Consider the following 19,141-nt stretch of genomic DNA (forward strand, 5'->3'; position numbering starts at 1 on the left):
CTAAATCAGTGTTGGCGGGGGAGCAATGCGTGATGCTGTTTTGGTTCAGATATGAAGTTATATTCCGTCATGGCCTGCTTGTGCTATTGCATGAATATTCCAGCCTGTTGTCGCAAGCTTGACAAGATGTCACCTAATGGCACCATGGGTAATCCAGAGATTACATTTGCTGCGTCAAGGTATCAGTCAGGATGTGCCGGCAGGGCTGATGGCAGTATCACCCGCACCCGCAGGCCGCCTTCAGAACGGTTTTGTAAAGCTATCTGGCCGTGATGAGCTTCGGCTATTTCGCGGCATAACGCCAGACCCAAACCACTGCCGTTACTTTTGGTTGAGTAAAACGGGATCAGTGCCTGGGACAGTACTTGTTCGCTCATGCCCTGGCCCTTATCGGTAACCTCGATGATGGCTTCTTTTTTACGTAAGGTGATGGCGAGGGTGATCTCTGCGTCCGGTGAGTCTGACTCGTGCGCATTTTTGAGTAAGTTGATCAGTAGTTGCTCTAATTGAGTGGGATCGGCAATCAGACTGCTGTCGCCGTTTTGCACATAATTAAACGGCCATTGTTGCTGTAGCTGCGATATAAACGCTACCAAATCGATGCGTTGTAATTTTGGCTCTGGCAACTTGGCGAACTTACCATAACCCTGAACAAACTCAGTTAAGTGTTCAATACGGTCCGAAATGGTGGCAAACACGCGGCTTAACCGCGGCTCACCGAGGTTTTCACTTAATAGCTTGCCGCTGTGCAACATCGACGATATCGGTCCAATCGAGTTATTCAGCTCGTGACTGATAATACGAATGACTTTTTTCCATACCGCTACTTCCTGGCGGCTTAATTCGCGGGTCATGGGTTTAAGAATATACAGGGTATGGTGCTGGTTATTAAGCAAAAAACGGCCTGTCGCCAAGTGCCAGGTTTCGACTTCTTTGCCATCATAACTAATCGTAAACAGACCTTCGCGGCCGGTCCGCATTGCTTCGGTTACGCCAAAGGGTATGTGTTTGAGCAGATTGGGTAATGCGCACCCTTCCAGCCTGCTGCGCGAATGAAAGAATTTACGCGCAGCGTAATTGCTGAATACCACCACATCGTTGTCGTTGGTCAGGAGCAAAATCTCCGGTGAACTTTGCAGTACTTTGTCGAGCATGAGTTCGCGCTGGTGAAGCCAACGTTTTTCGTGCCTGAGCTGTTCGGCCGACTCATTGTATAACTGGCTCAGTTCGCTCAGCGCATCGTTGCGGCGGTATACTAGCTGGTTGGCAAAATCGCCATCTTTAAAGTTGAGCAAACCAATTTTAAGTGACTCAATGGCGGCAGCCAGGGGGGTTAAGCCCTTGTGAGTCAACAACAGGCAGGTCACTAACGTTATGCCGTATAAGCCAAGAGATTGATGCCATGGCCAAAGGTGAAGCCAAAACAAGGGGGCAAAGCCTGCCGTGATCGCTATGGTGACAGTCAGGTACACGATGGTGAAAGGGGGCCATTGGGGTTTCAATATTCAATTCCGAATTTCTTTAGCCTGCGATACAGCGACTGGCGACTTAATCCTAACTCCTTGGCGACCCGCGCAATAACCCCTTCGTGCTTATCCATGGCGTGCTGTAACACTTCACGGGAGACGTCATGGTTACTCTGCGCAACTGTCGGCGCAGTATTGCTTTGCACAGCCGGCGCTAAACGAAAGTCAGTCAGTTCTATAACACCATCAGGTTTTAGTACATTTACCCGTTTACAGGCGTTTTCTAATTCGCGCACATTGCCCGGCCAGGCGTATTCGGCGAGACCTTTGAGTGCGGTTAAACTGATATCCCGGCGCGGTAAAAAGTGCGCAACAAGCGGCGCAATATCCTCAGGCCGTTCCTTTAATGGCGGCAGCCTGAGTTCGATGGCGTTGAGGCGATAATACAGGTCTTCCCTGAAACGGCCTTGCCGGATATCGTTTAGCAGGTCAGCGTTGGTAGCAGAAATAACCCGCACATTCACTTTTTGGGTCTTAACAGAGCCCAGTCGTTCGAATTCACCGGTTTGTAACACGCGTAACAACTTCATTTGGCCGGCCGGCGACAGGTTGCCAATCTCATCTAAAAACAACGTACCGCCGTCGGCAGCTTCAAAACGGCCAACCCGGGCTTTTTGCGCACCGGTGTAAGCCCCTGCTTCTGCGCCAAAGAGTTCTGCTTCCATCAGGTCTGGCGGCAAGGCGCCAGCATTAATGCTAATAAATGGCTTATTGGCTAACGCAGAACTGGCCTGAATGAGTTGAGCGATTTTCTCTTTGCCGCTACCATTCGGGCCGGTAATCAGTACGCTGATATCCGATTTGGCCACTTGTATTGCCATGTCGATTAAACGTTGCATCGCGGCACTTTGATATACCAGTCCTACCCTGGCAGCGGCGTCTTTGGCATCGAGGCAGGCATGTTGCTGGCGGGTTAGCTGTTCGCTTTGCACTCTGGCTTTACCCAAATCAATCAGGTTGGCCACGGTATTCAGTAGTTTTTGGTCATCCCAGGGTTTGGCGACGTAGTCGGCAGCCCCGGCCTTAACCAATTCAACAGCATGCTCTAACTCCGTCCATGCCGTCATTAGAATGATCGGTAAATGAGGGTTGAGTTTGCGTAGTTCATCAAACAACACTTTGCCTTCCTCTCCGGAAGTCGTATCAGCGGTGAAGTTCATATCCTGGATCACCAGCGCGATCGCCTGGTAATTGACCGCCTGGCATGCTTGCGCTGGTGTGCTGGCCGTGACTACCTCATAGCCGTGAATCTCAAACAACAACGACAGTGCATCCAATACGGCCACGTTGTCATCTACAAGCAGAATTTTATCCATATAACCCTAACTATCTGTGCGTGAGTATGAAGTGTCGCTCAGGAAGTGCGTTACTATACGATAACCCTGAGCGACAGGCACGATTAAATGCTGCGCGTCGCAACACTGGGCGAGATCCTGGCGGCCCGGCGAGCGGGCGAAATAACCGCTAATAATGTCATTGCCAGGACCATGATCGCGGTACCTGCAACGTACCACATATCAAGGGCCGGTAACGAAAACTGGGCCAGTAGCTGCTGTCCCATAGCGATAGCCCCTATGCAACCAACGAGCAACCCTCCCAGGCATATCACGGCATTTTCTACCAGAAAGTAGCGGATAATGTCAGACTTACGGGCGCCGAGTGCGCGGCGTGTACCAATCTGGCGGGTACGCTTGCTGATATTAAACAGGGTCAGGCCAAAAATGCCCAGCGCCGTAACGCCGACTAATACTACTATCAAAACGATTAACATCCGCATCATTAAGGTATCGGATGCATTGTACTGGCGCTTGTTTTCATCCAGTGCGATGACATTAGAAATAACGCGTTTGTCATAGGCGTCGAGCATTTTCTCTTCAATGATACGCATTACGGCATCGCGTTGGCCAGGCTCAGTGCGCACCATAATTTTCTGATAAGTTTCGGCGCGCGTGTAGGGAAAGATCACCACGTTATCCGGGCGGCTGTCCTTTAACCATGGGCCTTTCATGCTATCGACAATGCCAATAATTTTAAATGGCCGGTCGCCCATATACATGACTTTGCCAAGGCCTGATTCGTCGGGATACGCTTCCTCAAGAAAGGCTTTTGAGGCAATGGCGACATTAGGTACTTTGGTGCGGTCCTGAGTGACGACCACTTCATCGGGGTAAAAGTTACGCCCCTCGCTGACCTCAACACCGAGGGTCGTTAGCATATGCTCATCCCCGGAGAGATAGCCTGTCCTTATATTACGGACGGGTTCCGGCTCAGGTTGCAAACCAATTCCTGTGGCACTGCCGGAACCACTTAGCGGTACAGCATTGGTGAGAGACGCATCCACGACGCCAGGCAATGCTCGGATCATGGCTTCATCTTCCTCAAATTGTTGAGATAAGTCGCGATCCTTGCCAAAGGTTAAAATCGTCAGCGAGAAGATATCCTGTTCAGGGTAACCGGTCTCTTGTTGTAAATAGCTGAGTCGGTCCTGAATAATAAACGCCGCATTACTCACAATGGCAGTAGTAATAGCAATTTGGATCAACAATAAAATGGCGCCAACCTTAGAGCGGCGCAAGGCATTTAGAATAGGTTTAAGTTCTAACATGGTCTTGTTCCTATTGGGTTTTAAGGTAAGTAGCCGGTGCTGTGCGACACACCAACCAGGCTGGGTAAATACCGGCAATAATGCAGGCTGAAATCGCAATCACCGGTGCAGCCAACAGCATACTCCAGTCCATTGTGGCCAGTGGCGAATAATACTGTTGCGTTACGCGCACGCCCCACAAGCCCAACTGAGCGATGCCAATACCGAGCAAACCGCCCACTAAACCCAGCATGGATACTTCTACGATATGCTGCAAAAACACTTGTCTTTTGCTGGCGCCCAAGGCGCGTCGTACACCTACTTCTGGTGCACGGCGCATAAATTTCGCCAGTAGCAAGCCCAAGATGTTGGCCAGGCATACCGCTAAAAACATGAAACTGAGGGCAACTAATACTTCGTTTTCTTCGGACACCACGTTGCGATAGTCCATCCACTCATTCACATTGCGCAAGCCATACTCCAATTGTTCGCGGTTAAAACGGCCGGTTTCCTGTTGCTGCGCCATGTAATTCATCAGGTATTCGCCGTAACGTTGAACCTCTGCATCGTTGTCGAGTTGCACCCAAAACTGCAGCCAGAATTGCTCGCCCTGGCGTTTCTCTTTCATACTGTTGATATTTTCAAACTTCCAACCGTTGGTATTTCCCCAGGTGTCCAAATCCATTGCGGCAAGTAAGCTAAACGGAATATAGATATCCTCATGAGTGTTAAACGCGCCGTTATTGACATCGTAAAATTTCAGATGCGCATCCCAGGGTTGAGTTACCCCGACAATTTGAAAACTGGTGTCGTCCAGGTAAATTTGTTGACCTACAGAATTGCTGCCGCCGAACAGTTTCTCGTTGACCTCAGCACTGATCACCACCACCGGACTGGCCGCCGCCGATTGCTCTGCAGTCCAGGGGCCACCGTACTGAAACTTAGTATCAAACAGGGTAAAAAAGTCGCGGTGAGTCACCCGGGCATTCTCTATAAATGGCCGTACCTCCGGAGAATTCATATGCACGGTAAAACCGGAGCGCAGCATTGCCGCTTTATATTTCGGAAAGGGCGCCTCGGCCAGATTTTTGGCATCCTGGTAAGTCAGCTGGTAAGGCAGGTTATCTTCTGACCAGCTATCGTTGCCATCATCCATGGTTTGTAACTGCGGATGAAACAAACGGGTACTTTTTTGCGGGATGGGGTCCATTGACATCATATGGTAGACCGACAGGCTGGTCATGGTAATGCCAATACCCATCGCAATAGCCAGCACCATCAAGATACTTACCAGTGGTGTACGACGCAGACTGCGCCAGCCCAGATCAAGATAATGGGTAAACATATTACACCTCCGCGGGCTGACGGGTTTCAATGTCAGTAGCGCCCTGATAGAGCGTGAAATCTGCCATTTGACCATCGACAATCTGAATATTGCGTGGCGCCCGGCGAGCCAGTTCCGGGTCGTGGGTGACCATCACAATGGTGGCGCCAGCGGCATTGATTTCTTCCAGCAGTTCCATTACCTGACGCGCCATCAGACTGTCGAGGTTACCGGTAGGTTCATCGGCAAGTAAGAAGCGCGGTTCACCTGCCAGCGCACGGGCTATGGCAACCCGTTGTTGCTGACCACCCGAGAGTTGTTGGGGCAGGTGTTTGGCACGGCTGCCCAGGCCAACCTGCTCCAGACAGGTCTCGATACGTTTTTTGCGTTCAGCCGCTTTGACGCCCCGATAGCGCAGCGGTACTTCCACATTTTCGTATAAGTTGAGGTCAGGTATGAGGTTAAAGCCCTGAAAAATAAACCCTATTTTTTGGTTACGTAAATCAGCGCGCTGATTATCCGACAAGCTACCCACGTCGACATCGTCGAGCATGTACTGGCCACCGGTAAAGGGTTCGAGCATACCGGCAATATTCAAAAAGGTGGTTTTTCCTGAGCCCGACGGGCCGGTAACGGCGATAAATTCACCTTCGTTCACCTGCAGATCAAAATCACGTAGCGCGTGAGTCTGAATCATTTCTGTTTGATAAACTTTGCTGACTTTTTTCATACTTAACATAAATTTATTCCTTTATTTAGCGCAGTAATACTGACGGCGCTTGTTCAAATGCCTGGTAACTGGAAATAATAATCTGGTCGCCCGGTACCACACCGTCGAGAATCTCGACTTCGCGCATGCTGGTGGCGCCGGTTTCAATCTGAATACGGGTGGCGATGTCATCATCGACTTTGTAGGCCACAAAGCCGCCCGATTGCATAAAGCTGCCGCGGCGAACTTTTACCACATTGCTTTTATTTTCAAGCAAAATACGCGCGGTGATTTGCTGGTTCTGGCGAATTTGCTCAACGGCGTTTTGGTCGAATCTCACCCGGGTTGTTACCTCCCGTTCGGTCACTTCCGGAGAGATCGCTGAGAGCGTGCCCATCACCGTCTGGCGGCCAATTTTTAATTCAACGTCCATGCCCAGACCTAACTCGTTGGCAAAACTTTCTGCAACATTGAGCTCGGCTTCATAGGCGGTTAAATCGACCAGGGTCATCAAAGACTGGTTTTGAGTAACTAATGAACGGCGGCTCACAAATAAATTACCTACCACCCCGTCAACACTGGCAACAATGCTGAGGTTATTGACTTTTCTTTCTAACTCATCAACCACAAATTGCTGGCGTTCAAGCGTATTTCGCGCTGAGTCCACTTCGAATGCAAGAGTATCCTTTGCCAGGGCGACTTCATGTTCTGCATGGGTGACGGTCAGGACGGCCCTGGCTAAGTCATCTTCGGCTTTCTCAAAGTCAATTTGGCTGATAATGTTGCTCTTGATAGACTTGTTGGCACGCCGGCTCTCGCGTTCGGCCGCTTTCAGTTCTACTTTTGCCATATCCAGTTGTTTGGTTAATAGCAGTGTTTGCCGTCTGGCGTCGAGTTCTTTGCGTGACAGCTCCCCTTCAAGCCGGGCAAGTTCGGAGCGCTCCTGCTGCAATTTGTTTTGTAGCTCGGGGCTGTCTACCGCGGCGATGACTTGACCCTTCACCACGCTGTCACCGGCCCGTACCTGCAGTGTTGCGATGCCTTCCTCAGGGCTGTATACCTGTGGTGCGTTGGCAGCAACTATGCGTCCCGTCGCTGCGATGTCGCGCACCAAATCCCCTTGTTCTACCGTGGCGATCTGAACCGTGGCACGACGGACTGACTCGCTGGCCGAGCCGGTAGTTAAAATTGCCTGGGCTGACAACACGATGGCGATACACGCTGTCAGTCCAATCAAAATCGGTTTGAGCCAGTTGCGCTTAGTCTTTACAGCGGTGTCCTGGGCACTGGTATCTTTAATCATTTATCGAATGCTCCGGTGTGATTCAACCATCCCAATTGACAGGCCGAGCAACAGCAAAGTGATAGGCAGCAAAAGAAAATGTGCAAGTAACATGGCGTATACCCCGTTAAAAATTAAAAAATGAACTCCTTTCTTAATACCAGTTACGTGCCAAAATTTAACCCTTTGTTAAATATGGGGTTTCTTTGTTGTTGGTGTCCGATCACGGTGACGCGGACACTGAGACTGTCCGCGGCCGGACACTTTTAAATGCGGTGTCCGCAACGTTGAAGCGGATGAGAGTGTTGATGCAACGAGGGCGTCATACACCCTATTGATATTGGATATAAGCGATTGTTACTAATTTGCCCAAGTCGAAAGCTTTATCCTAATATAGCGGTGGCAATTAAAACGTTTATTTTTTGCTGTTTAATAAAATAATGCTTTATTTATTAATGTTTAGATTGCAGCGTATAACGTCATGGCTGTTAATTTGATGTAAATAGAATAATCCTAAATTTCGACGTTAATTTTATAAAATTGAAATATATATCCTAAAAATTGATGTTTTGAGAAAATGTCTCTCACTATTATTCAAAAAACAGTTTGATCTTACCCATGCCTTAGATATAGTCCGCCTATCGCGATGGGCTTAGCGCATAAACAGGCTGAGTGGCTGTCGCCGGTACATTTTACTTTGTCGTGCTAACACGTAGGCAGGGCGAACAAAAACACAGTAACGTCTGTGATTGTTAAAATATCCAGTAGGAGATAATACCGTGAAGATGATGTCGGGCGCCGCCATGGTGGTGGAAGCGCTAAAAGATGTAGGAGTTACCCATGTGTTCGGTTACCCGGGTGGTGCCGTATTAGACATTTATGATGCATTATTTGCACAGGATGATGTCAAACATGTGCTCGTACGTCACGAACAGGCAGCTGCTCATATGGCAGATGGTTACGCGCGTTCGACAGGCAAAACCGGTACAGTGCTGGTCACATCGGGTCCGGGCGCAACCAATACGTTAACTGGTATTGCAACGGCGTATATGGATTCTATTCCTATGGTGGTGTTGTCAGGTCAGGTACCGTCGATGCACATCGGTGAGGATGCCTTTCAGGAAACCGATATGGTGGGGTGTTCCCGACCCGTGGTAAAGCATAGCTTTTTGGTAAAACGCGCGGAAGATATTCCCAATGCGATTGCCAAGGCGTATTACATTGCCAATACCGGACGACCGGGGCCGGTAGTGGTTGATTTACCTAAAGACATCGTTAACGTTCAGGAAGAGCATCCCTATGAGTTCCCGACGGATGTCACCATGCGTTCATATAACCCGACCGTACGTGGGCATATGAAGCAGGTTAAAAAAGCCGTTGCGTCGATGCAAAAAGCTGAACGGCCGGTTTTATACGTAGGCGGCGGTGCGGTTGCGGCCGAGGCTTCCGGGTTGGTAACACAGCTGGCGGAACTCCTGCATGCCCCCGTTACCTGTACGCTGATGGGCCTTGGTGCGTTTTCAGGCACGCACGACCAGTTTGTCGGGATGCTGGGCATGCATGGTACGCTTGAAGCCAATAAGACCATGCACAATGCTGATTGTATTATCGCACTGGGCGCTCGTTTTGACGATCGGGTGACCAATAATGTCGAAAAATTCTGTCCGCATGCTGAGATTATCCATGTGGATATCGATCCCGCGTCTATTTCTAAAACCATTAACGCACACATTCCGGTAGTGGGTTCTGTTGATGTCGTGCTTGAGCAAATACTGGAATTGCTCAAGCCTGAAGAATTAACCGGGCAAAGCGATAAGCTGGCGGATTGGTGGCAGCAAATTAATCAGTGGCGCACACGTCAATGTTTAAATTACGTCCAGGGTGATACCGTCATCAAGCCCCAGCGCGTTATCGAATCGCTGTACAAGCATACCAATGGTGATGCTTATGTCAGCTCGGACGTGGGGCAGCATCAAATGTTTGCCGCGCTGTATTATCCGTACAAAAAGCCGCGCCAGTGGATTAATTCGGGTGGCCTGGGCACCATGGGATTCGGTTTACCCGCGGCAATGGGCGTGCAGTTTGCGCATCCTAAATCCACGTCAGTGGTGGTGACCGGTGATGGTAGTATCCAAATGAATATCCAGGAACTGGCCACCTGTTTGCAGTACAATTTGCCGATTAAAATTATTTCTCTGAATAACCGCGCCTTAGGCATGGTTCGTCAGTGGCAGGACATGATTTATAAAGGCCGTCATTCGCATTCTTACATGGAGTCATTGCCAGATTTTGTGAAGCTGGTTGAAGCCTATGGTCATGTAGGGATTAAAGTTGATTCTCTCGATCAGTTAGATGATGCCATGGAGAAATGCTTTGCAATGAAAGACCGCTTAGTATTTATGGATATTCTGGTTGATCAGAATGAACACGTATACCCTATGCAGATCAAATATGGCGCAATGGATGACATGCGTTTAAGTAAGACGGAGAGAACCTGATGAGAAGAATTATTTCTGTATTAATGGAAAATGCCCCGGGTGCGCTGTCTCGTATTGTCGGCGCGTTCTCGCAACGCGGTTATAACGTCGATTCACTTTGCGTTGCCCCTACTGAAGATGCAAGTTTGTCACGCCTGACCATTATTACCCATGGTGATGACAAGGTGATTGAGCAAATTACCAAGCAGGTGAATAAACTCATCGACGTGCTCAAGGTGGTCGATTTATCAGAGAACACGCACATAGAGCGTGAAATGATGTTAATCAAAGTGGCCACCCGCAGTGAATCTGTCAGAGCTGAAGTTAAGCGTAACGCGGATATTTTTCGCGCCAATATTCTGGATGTGTCAGTGAGTAACTACACCATGGAAGTAACCGGCACAACAGACAAGCTCGACGCGTTTGCCACGACTATGGCGCAGTGCACTGAAATAATCGAATCATCAAGAACCGGCGTGTGTGGTTTAGCCCGAGGAGAACGAGCGCTGCGTCCTTAGCCTTGCCGCCGATCCGTATATCCATTGTCTAAAGCCAGCAATTACTGCTGGCTTTTTTGTATTGAAACCCGAGTGTCAGCAAAGGAGAAGGCCTCGGCAACATTGTCGGCAGCTTATTTGGCTTTGTTACGGCGTAAAGCCGGGAGGGGCGGCTGGCGGCAGTATGGTCAGGTTTTGCCATAATAAAACTCAAAGCGCAGGGCAACACCAAATGAAGGGTTAAAATCCTCCTCGCGCAACCAAATGACGAAAGGTTCGAGCTCAAAGAAGAGCCAGGAGCGAAGATAGTTCGTGCGCCAGCGCGCGCTGGTATACACTTCGCCAAGCTGGTGGTTTGGGCGCGACACACCGTTGGTTACGAGCCTGAATAATACGGCGCTGTCTGGCGATACCGGACGCAACAACTGAACCTCATGACGCCAGAACCAGTCATTAAAACGATCGCGGTAAAAATAGCGGTTTTTGAAGCGCAGATAATTATCGTCAGCCAACGAAAATGCAAAGTTAAGGCCCAGCTCCGCGCCCAGTTCGTCGCGTGTGTAATAATACAATTCGGCGTCATAGTCGATACTTACTGTATCAGTGAATGCATAACGTTGCTCATACTCACTTTTTACGAATAACTGGCCGCGTCGGCCGGCGCCTATCCGGTATGACAGCGGAGAGTCCTTCTGCTCCTGGTAGCGCAAAGCGAGTGTCGCTGAGTTTTGTGCATCGTCCACCGAGTCGCGGGCTGCGCGGATTGAGTCGTCCTGATTGAAACTGTCATCATCCGATAGTAATAAATCCACGCGGTCTTCGAGGGCGGGTAACGTTACTCTAATGCGAAATCGAAAATCCTGCTCAGCCAGTGAGGTAGTGCGTGGCTCCCAGCCAAACCTGACCCGTCCTTCTGCGCGGGCATCATGGTGTTTATTGCTGGTCTCAAGGGCAAAAAACTCATCCAGCTGGCGGGCTGTGTAATCCATTGACTCACTGAAGTTACTGTGCCATCGATCAAGCCAGCTATGGGAAATAGCAGGGGAGGAAGGTGGTGCAGACTCAGCTGTGGCCGATTGTTCGGCGCACCAGGCGTTATTACCCAGGCAGCAAACTACACTGATTCTGCATAGCCAACCCGCTAAACTCCTGGTACTAACAAACACGATATATCATTCCCATCAAAAGCCTGAAATACGATTAAGCTCTGGTTAAGTTAAAGATGTTTGCCTTGAGCTTTGTTGAACTTTGATATTGATAACCGGTCAACAAACCACAATGTTCGGCCAAATAATGGTGCCTGAACACTCATTTAAGCTTGCGTGATAAATACAGTCCCTGCAAATTATTTTTCGTCTCGGCGAGTGATGTAAACAGCGCAGGTTAGTGGTCGATGCAGACTTCAGTTGTGGCGTAAGCTAACATACAGTTGCTGTGTTACAGGCAATTGCTCGGTAGAATATAGTGATTAAACGATAAAAATGCTGGCGAAGACGACAGTCAGTGGCATACTGTACCAACAGATGTAAGTTAGAGGTTTTTATGGGTAATATTGGTTGGGTACAATTACTGATTGTACTGGTAATAGTTGTGTTGTTATTTGGCACCAAAAAGTTAAAAGGCATTGGTTCAGATCTGGGCGGTGCTATTAAAGGGTTTAAAAAGGCGGTGTCTGACGAAGACGCTGACTTTAAAGATAAGCAAGCCAAGGTTGAAGATAAGCCTCAGGCTGAAGGCGAGCCGCTTAAAACAGAAAGCGAAGCGAAAGATAAACGCTAATGTTCGATATCGGGTTTTGGGAACTTTTGCTGATTGGCGTGATGGCGCTCCTGGTACTGGGGCCGGAACGTTTGCCTGGTGCTTTGCGCTCGACACTAAAAACGGTGCGCAGCGTACGTAATGTTGCCTCTGGCTTTAAAGAAGAGGTTGAACATCAATTGCGGGTGCACGAGTTACACGAGAATCTGAAAAAAGCCGAACAACAAGGCCTAAAAGACCTTTCACCGGAATTACAGAGCAGTGTCGACGAACTTAAAAAGTCCGCCGAATCTGTTCAAGAACCGTATAAAAAGCCGTAAATGACCGAAGAAAATAGTCTTATTTCGCACCTGATTGAGCTGCGCTCAAGGTTGTTGCGTGCCGTACTCAGTGTGCTGCTGGTATTTGCTTGTTTAGCGTATTTTTCTAACGATTTATACCAACTACTGGCGCAGCCATTATTGAAAACCTTACCGGTTAATTCGTCGATGATAGCCACTGATGTTGCATCGCCATTCTTTGCGCCGTTCAAACTCACCATGGTGTTGTCATTCTTTTTGGCCATTCCGTACGTGCTGTATCAGGTGTGGGGCTTTGTTGCGCCGGGTCTGTACCGCAACGAGAAAAAGCTCGTTGGGCCATTACTGTTTTCCAGTACATTGTTATTTTATACAGGAATGGCCTTTGCGTATTTCGTGGTGTTTCCGGTGGTCTTTGCGTTTTTTACGTCGGTCGCACCGGAAGGCGTGACGGTTGCCACAGACATCAACAGCTACCTGAACTTTGTCTTAAAATTGTTTTTTGCCTTCGGCGTGTCTTTTGAAATACCGGTTGCCATTGTACTAATGTGCTGGACCGGTATGACTGATGCTGCCAGTCTTCGTCAAAAGCGGCCTTATGTGATTGTGGGTGCCTTTGTCGTGGGAATGCTGTTAACGCCGCCGGATATCATTTCACAGTCATTACTCGCCATCCCCATGTGGATATTGTACGAGTGTGGGATTGTTGTCGGTTCTTTTTATTCTCATAAAGAAGATGACGAAGAGGATGAGCAGCCAGAGAGTGATAAGTCAGGCGAGTAAGGGCTTACAGGCCCGAATTTAATCCGATTATCATCCGATTATCATAACAATAGGACGCAGTTTATGAACAAGTCTGCTTTGCTTATCGTAGTCAGTTTGGTGGTGTTGTCAGCATCTAATGCACAGGCTGAAACCCTGCAACAAGCCATTGCAGCGTGCAAGCGCATTGCCAATGATAGCCAGCGTCTGAATTGTTTTGATGCGCTGGTGATTTCTGGCGAGCAGTCTGTAAAGAAGCAGGCTGCAGTCGAGGCGCCGCCATTGGTCCGACAGCGGTCAGAAAAGAGCGCAGCAGCCGATGTTGCGGCCAGCCGCACGCCGGTCTCTGCACCAACCCCACAGAATAACAGTAACCGTCGCGCTGCACCGCCCGCACAAAGCCGCGAGGCCGTTACACAGAATACCCCGGCGCAGTCTGATAAGGTCTCTGAATTCGGGTTGGCCCCTAAAAAGCCGGTTGATCAGATAGAACGTATCGCCTCGGTTATCGCCAGCATTGAGGATGGACCGCGTGACACGCGCTACGTTCATTTGCAGGATGGCTCAGTGTGGAAACAAACCGATAGCACCCGTATGCGCCTAAAAGAGGGGCAGGAGGTATATGTTGAGCGCGGTGCTTTGGGGGCGTTTTACCTGAGTCGTGAGAATGTAAACCGTCGCATAAAAGTTAAGCGGATACAGTAACGTGGCCTGGTTTGATGCGGGGGTAAACGTCTTTGACCAACGTTTACCTGCTGAAGCGACACTGGCCGCTGCCGCACAGGCCAATGTTACGCGTATGTGTCTGATTACGACGCATCCTGACGAATGGGCCGTTGCGGAATCTCTTTACCAACAATATCCCCATACATTGTGTTATACCCTCGGGGTGCATCCGCATCATGCGAAAGATGTCAGGTCGTCGCATTGGGCGGAATTGCGCCGCCGCGTCAGTCGTCCCGGGGTTGTTGCTATTGGTGAGTGTGGTCTGGATTATAATCGTGACTTTTCACCGCGGGATGTTCAGCAAGCGGTGTTCAAAATGCAAATAGAGCTTGCCTGTGAACTTAACAAACCCCTGTATTTGCATGAGCGTGATGCGTTCGATGAGCAATGTGCCTGCTTGCAACCCTATTTAGCATCATTATCGGGCGGCATTGCACACTGTTTTACCGGCACTCCCGAACAGATGCATCACTACCTCTCGTTTGGCTTATATATCGGCGTGACTGGCTGGGTTTGCGACCCAAAACGAGGGGCGATGTTGCAACAAGCTGTGACCGAACTCCCCTTAGAGCGTTTAGTTCTGGAAACCGATGCGCCCTACTTGTATCCTAAAACACTGAAACCCAGAAAACGTGATAACTCACCGGCATATTTACCCCATGTAGGCCTGGAAGTGGCAGTATTAAAAGGCCTCGATGTTGCCCAGGTAGAAGCGGCTACTTTTCGAAATAGCTGTTTGTTATTCAAATAATTGAGTATTTGCTATGCAACTTTTTGCGTCCACGACACGCGCAACAGAAAAATGGCTGTTCAGTATCACCAGCGTTATGGTCATTGCTATACTCATTGTTATCGCGCAGGTTACCAGCAAAAATCACGGGGGCAACTACCGGCCAACACTTTACAGTTACCAAAGCCAAACCGGGGTGGAGTTCGACCAGATCCGTGCCCTTTCAGAAGACAGCTGGGCAGAAGTCGATAATCCGGCGTCTTTTGGTTTCAGTGAACAAGTGCACTGGTTACGATTTGACTTGGCGTCAGCCAATACGGCTAAAAACACATCTTATATTGAGATGGATTATCCTCTGCTCGATAACATTGACGTATGGATTGAGCAGGCGGGTGAGCAGCAGCAAATTTTTTCTGGTGGTGACGCTCGTCCGTTCTCGCAGCGGCCCCGACAGTATCACGGCTTTTTGATCCCGCTGCCTGATAGTGAGCAACCGGTTCGCGTTTATATCAGGGTCAGCTCAACCAGCGTCATAAAAGTACCGGTGACAATTTGGCAGCGCGTGGCCTTTGGTCAGCATGTCAGCAGTGTGAATCTGGTCATGGGGCTCTTTTTCGGATTACTGCTGGCCATGGGGCTGAGCAATCTGTTCTTTTTCTTTACCACTAAAAACTTCACGTTTTTATATTACAGCGGCTATGTCGTTTGTCTTGGTTTGACACTGGCGACCCTGCACGGCTACAGCTACAAGTATTTATGGCCCGAGCAGGTATGGTTTCAGGCTAAAGCCGTCAGCTTTTTAGCCAGTGCAACACTAATGTTTGCAGTGATTTTTTCCTCGGCGCTGTTAGAGGTGCGTCGCCATAGTATGCGCGCCGATAAGTATTTGAAAGCGCTGATGCTGGCGTTTGCCGGATTAACGGTGAGTTCCTTAGTCATTGACTATGCCATTTCCATAAAGCTGTTCTTAGTTTTGTTAACTATCGTCGTGTTTTTAATTATGGGCGTAGTAATTTGGCTTAGCTACCGTAAAATCATTATCGCCCGCTATTACACCTTAGCGTGGGGCGCGTTATTGATTAGCGCTTTTTCCGCCAGCCTGGACAACCTGGGTATCATATCGGTGAACGTTCCTTCCCATGTTTTACTGGTATATGGGGCGACGATCGAAGCGCTTATGCTGGCCCTTATTCTGGCCATTGGCTATAGCCGTCAGCGCGAGCAGATGTTTAAGGCTCAGGAAGATGCACTAGAGCAAGAGCGCAGTGCACTGGAGGCTAAACAGGCGTTAATTGACGTTCAGATGCGTTCTCAAAACGAACTTGAGTACAATGTACAGGAACGGACCCTTGAACTTGAAATCGCCTTAAGGGAGCTTTCTGAAGCCAACCGCGAGCTGGAGAAGCTCAATACCATCGATCCGCTTACCGGCATACGTAATCGCCGTCATTTCGATAAACGGGTGATTGCCGAGGGTCGCCGTAGTCGACGGGAACAAACCCCGTTGGCGCTGGCGATGCTCGATATTGATCACTTTAAACAGGTGAACGACCAATATGGTCACAGTGTGGGTGACGCCTGTATCACCCATGTCGCCTCTCTTTTACAGGAAATGTTAAAGCGTCCCAGCGACGATGTTTGTCGTTATGGTGGCGAAGAGTTTGTGATTATTTTACCCAACACCGATATAGAAGGTGCCTACCAGTTGATTGAAAGTATGCGCCAGGTCGTTGAACAAAGCCCCTGCCACTGTGACGGTCATACCGTTCCTCTTACCCTGAGCGGTGGTGTTGCCAGTGCGGTCATTAGTCGGGATGAAGGGCACGCCCGCCTGTTAAAGCTTGCTGACGAGCGCCTTTACATGGCCAAGCAAGCAGGCAGAAACCGTGTGGTTGCCAATCCTAAACCCAAATAGAGTTAATTTATGAGCTATTCACAATATTTACCCCGCCGCCCGCGTCGCTTACGCCGTACAGAAGGCTTGCGGGCCATGGTGGCTGAGCATCAGTTACACGCCGCAGACCTGATTTACCCGGTATTTGTATTGCCTGGCAGCAATCAGCGTGAAGCCGTGCCTTCCATGCCGGGTGTCGAGCGCTTGTCGGTAGATTTATTAATAGAGGAGGCCCGTGCAGCTTATGAGCTAGGCATCCGTAGTATGGCGCTGTTTCCGGTCACCCCGATGGAAAAAAAATCTCTGTGCGCCAGTGAGGCATTCAACCCTGATGGTATCGCACAGACCGCGATTCGGGCGCTCAAGCAAGCCCTGCCAGAGATGATGCTGATAGCCGATGTGGCATTAGATCCTTTTACCTCACACGGTCAGGATGGCCTGATAGATGACGACGGTTACGTGATTAATGATGCAACTGTCGAAGTGCTCATTAAGCAGGCCCTATCCCACGCCGAAGCCGGCGTCGATATTGTTGCGCCATCAGATATGATGGACGGGCGTATTGGTGCTATTCGGGATGCGCTGGAAGATGCCGGGTTTGTGCATACCTGCATTATGGCGTATTCGGCTAAGTATGCATCAAGTTACTACGGACCTTTCCGGGACGCTGTCGGATCAGCAGCCAATATTAAAGGCGGTAATAAAAAAACCTATCAAATGGATCCGGCTAATAGTGACGAGGCAATCGCCGAAATTGCGCTGGATCTGGAAGAAGGGGCGGATATGGTAATGGTTAAGCCGGGCATGCCGTATCTGGATATTGTACGGCGTTGTAAGTCTGAGCTTGCGGTACCCACTTTTGCTTACCAGGTAAGCGGTGAATATGCCATGCATATGGCGGCGTTTGAAAAAGGCTGGTTAAAGCAAGACGAAGTGATACTGGAGTCGTTGCTGGCATTTAAGCGGGCTGGCGCCGATGGTATTTTAACCTACTTTGCGCCGGCAGCTGCCAGGTTACTGAAAGGATAGACAACGCGATAGACATTGAGGTATTGGCTTACTGGCAGACCAGTCGCCAGCCGGCTTTATGTTGCAGCCATGCCTCATTGACTAACTCAGCATTAATCAGGGGATGTTCTTTCAGCCACTTCTCGGGGAATGAGAGTGTCCACTCACTGTCGTTAATGCTTAGGGAAATAGCAGGAATATGCTGCTGATGACGTCTTAAGCATACCACTACGGCAATACGTAATACCCGCAGTAAGCCCAGCAACATGGGCCTTACCTCGTTGTGATAAAGGGCAAAAGGCGCCAGGTCGATAGTTTGTCGGTGAGCGCCTACCAGGTCACGCACGGCGGCGCGCTGTAAACGGGTATAGCCCGGCAAATCGATAAAGTTCAGTATGTAAGCGCCATGCTCGTGGTGCTTTTTGTATTCGATGTGCAAACCAATTTCGTGCAGCATAGCTGCGGCATCAAGCACGGTTTCGGTATCCAGGTGACAAAAGGAGGTTTGCTGGCACAATTGGCGACACAGCGTCAGAGCCACGTCTTTCACGTTCAGGGCGTGAGGTTTGTCGATATGATAGCGGCGCAGCGTGTTATTAATGGTTTGTATGCGTCTGTCATTGTGCTTTAAGTTATCGAGCATACCGTAAATCAAGCCTTCACGAAGTGCGCCGCCGGAGATATTCATTGTGCTAATCTTCAGTCGTTCAAACAACGCCAGTAAGATAGTCAGGCCGCTTGGGAATATAGGCTGTCGGCTGGCATCCAGGCCATCAATAACCAAATTGTTAATATTGCCGCAGTCGATACATTGCTGCTTTAAATTATACAGGTAGTCCAGCCGGATGGCGTCGCTGATGCCTTGCTTTACCAGGATCTCGGTAATTGCCTGGGGAGTGCCTGATGCGCCCAGGCAGTTGCGCCAGTCAAAGCAGAGAAAGGCGTCTGCTACCGGGTCTAAACGTTCATACGCCGCGGCCTGAGCGCGCTGAAAATTGGCTTCAGATAGCTCACCACCGGCAAAGAAACGGTCCATAAAAGTGACACACCCCATATCGAGGCTCACCATATGGATAGGCTGCATATCATTGCCGATAATTATTTCGGTACTCGCGCCGCCGATATCAATGACCAGAGAATTGCCCTGATTGGCTGAGGTATAGGCAACGCCCAGGTATATCTGACGGGCTTCTTCCTCGCCGGATATCACCTCAAGATGATGCTTTAAGATGGACTCTGCAGTGTCGATGAACTGTTGTGCGTTGGCGGCAAGTCGAAGAGTCGCCGTTGCCACCACCCGAATATTAGACGGCGGAATATCCTGAAGTCGTTCGGCGAATGTTTGCAGACAGTCCCAGCCGCGCTGCATGCTCTCTTGGCTGAGCACCATATCTTCGTTAAGACCAGCAGCGAGACGGACTTTTTGCTTTATTTTACCCATTATCTGCACGCTGCCATTAACAACGTGCACTACAACCATATGAAAACTATTCGACCCAAGGTCTACCGCGGCATAATATTCACCGAGTGTTTCGGCGTCAAATTGGGTTTGTGGCTGCATACGT

General features: G+C 49.5%; 17 protein-coding genes. 9 read left to right on the forward strand and 8 right to left on the reverse strand.

Annotation, left to right across the window (positions count from 1 at the left end; all coding sequences use genetic code 11):
* Nucleotides 1-182: 182 nt before the first annotated feature.
* The 6 genes from OIK42_RS15450 to OIK42_RS15475 form a co-directional block, all read right to left on the reverse strand.
* Nucleotides 183-1,502 carry a sensor histidine kinase gene (locus tag OIK42_RS15450; RefSeq protein ID WP_273641950.1) on the reverse strand — a complete coding sequence of 440 codons (1,320 nt, stop codon included), beginning with the start codon at nt 1,500-1,502 and terminating at the stop codon, nt 183-185.
* Nucleotides 1,499-2,842: a sigma-54-dependent transcriptional regulator gene (locus OIK42_RS15455; RefSeq protein WP_273641951.1), complete on the reverse strand. Its 1,344-nt coding sequence runs from the start codon at nt 2,840-2,842 to the stop codon at nt 1,499-1,501. The genes OIK42_RS15450 and OIK42_RS15455 overlap by 4 nt, the downstream gene beginning before the upstream one ends.
* An 83-nt stretch (nt 2,843-2,925) precedes the next feature.
* Nucleotides 2,926-4,131 (reverse strand): ABC transporter permease, encoded by a 1,206-nt coding sequence (locus OIK42_RS15460; protein WP_273641952.1) that lies wholly within the window; start codon nt 4,129-4,131, stop codon nt 2,926-2,928.
* 10 nt (nt 4,132-4,141) lie between these two features.
* The gene (locus tag OIK42_RS15465; RefSeq protein ID WP_273641953.1) at nt 4,142-5,455 is read right to left on the reverse strand and encodes an ABC transporter permease; all 1,314 of its coding nucleotides are present in this window, start codon (nt 5,453-5,455) and stop codon (nt 4,142-4,144) included.
* Nucleotide 5,456: 1 nt separating this feature from the next.
* Nucleotides 5,457-6,173, reverse strand: a complete 717-nt coding sequence (locus tag OIK42_RS15470) for an ABC transporter ATP-binding protein (RefSeq protein ID WP_273641954.1) — start codon at nt 6,171-6,173, stop codon at nt 5,457-5,459.
* 16 nt (nt 6,174-6,189) lie between these two features.
* On the reverse strand, nt 6,190-7,446 hold the full coding sequence (locus OIK42_RS15475; RefSeq protein ID WP_273641955.1) for an efflux RND transporter periplasmic adaptor subunit: 1,257 nt from the start codon (nt 7,444-7,446) through the stop codon (nt 6,190-6,192).
* Between the two features lie 758 nt (nt 7,447-8,204).
* Between OIK42_RS15475 and OIK42_RS15480 the strand changes: the two genes are divergently transcribed.
* Together OIK42_RS15480 and ilvN are read left to right on the forward strand one after the other, a co-directional pair.
* Nucleotides 8,205-9,923, forward strand: coding sequence for an acetolactate synthase 3 large subunit (locus OIK42_RS15480; RefSeq protein ID WP_273641956.1), 1,719 nt, complete (start codon nt 8,205-8,207; stop codon nt 9,921-9,923).
* Nucleotides 9,923-10,420: an acetolactate synthase small subunit gene (gene ilvN / locus OIK42_RS15485; RefSeq protein ID WP_273641957.1), complete on the forward strand. Its 498-nt coding sequence runs from the start codon at nt 9,923-9,925 to the stop codon at nt 10,418-10,420. Before OIK42_RS15480 ends, ilvN begins: the two co-directional genes overlap by 1 nt.
* Before the next feature lie 167 nt (nt 10,421-10,587).
* Here ilvN and OIK42_RS15490 read toward each other — a convergent pair whose 3' ends face one another.
* The gene (locus OIK42_RS15490) at nt 10,588-11,388 is read right to left on the reverse strand and encodes a hypothetical protein (RefSeq protein ID WP_273641958.1); all 801 of its coding nucleotides are present in this window, start codon (nt 11,386-11,388) and stop codon (nt 10,588-10,590) included.
* Between the two features lie 553 nt (nt 11,389-11,941).
* Between OIK42_RS15490 and tatA the strand changes: the two genes are divergently transcribed.
* From tatA to hemB, 7 genes are all read left to right on the forward strand, one after another.
* Nucleotides 11,942-12,178 carry a twin-arginine translocase TatA/TatE family subunit gene (gene tatA, locus OIK42_RS15495; RefSeq protein WP_273641959.1) on the forward strand — a complete coding sequence of 79 codons (237 nt, stop codon included), beginning with the start codon at nt 11,942-11,944 and terminating at the stop codon, nt 12,176-12,178.
* Entirely contained in the window at nt 12,178-12,477 is a 300-nt protein-coding gene (tatB, locus tag OIK42_RS15500; protein ID WP_273641960.1) for a Sec-independent protein translocase protein TatB, read from the forward strand. The genes tatA and tatB overlap by 1 nt, the downstream gene beginning before the upstream one ends.
* Complete coding sequence (gene tatC / locus OIK42_RS15505; RefSeq protein WP_273641961.1) at nt 12,478-13,239, forward strand: twin-arginine translocase subunit TatC; 762 nt, start codon at nt 12,478-12,480, stop codon at nt 13,237-13,239. It begins immediately after the preceding gene.
* Between the two features lie 63 nt (nt 13,240-13,302).
* Nucleotides 13,303-13,923 (forward strand): hypothetical protein, encoded by a 621-nt coding sequence (locus OIK42_RS15510; RefSeq protein WP_273641962.1) that lies wholly within the window; start codon nt 13,303-13,305, stop codon nt 13,921-13,923.
* A gap of 1 nt (nt 13,924) precedes the next feature.
* Nucleotides 13,925-14,695, forward strand: a complete 771-nt coding sequence (locus tag OIK42_RS15515) for a TatD family hydrolase (protein WP_273641963.1) — start codon at nt 13,925-13,927, stop codon at nt 14,693-14,695.
* Nucleotides 14,696-14,708: 13 nt separating this feature from the next.
* Nucleotides 14,709-16,589 (forward strand): sensor domain-containing diguanylate cyclase, encoded by a 1,881-nt coding sequence (locus OIK42_RS15520; RefSeq protein ID WP_273641964.1) that lies wholly within the window; start codon nt 14,709-14,711, stop codon nt 16,587-16,589.
* A gap of 9 nt (nt 16,590-16,598) precedes the next feature.
* Nucleotides 16,599-17,597, forward strand: coding sequence for a porphobilinogen synthase (gene hemB / locus OIK42_RS15525; protein ID WP_273641965.1), 999 nt, complete (start codon nt 16,599-16,601; stop codon nt 17,595-17,597).
* Nucleotides 17,598-17,625: 28 nt separating this feature from the next.
* On the opposite strand, the gene OIK42_RS15530 is transcribed toward hemB, so the two are convergent.
* A complete protein-coding gene (locus tag OIK42_RS15530) occupies nt 17,626-19,137 on the reverse strand; it encodes a Ppx/GppA phosphatase family protein (RefSeq protein WP_273641966.1) in 1,512 nt (503 codons plus the stop codon).
* Nucleotides 19,138-19,141 lie beyond the last annotated feature (4 nt).

Origin of the sequence: Alteromonas gilva (assembly GCF_028595265.1) — a bacterium.
Classification (GTDB): domain Bacteria; phylum Pseudomonadota; class Gammaproteobacteria; order Enterobacterales; family Alteromonadaceae; genus Alteromonas; species Alteromonas gilva.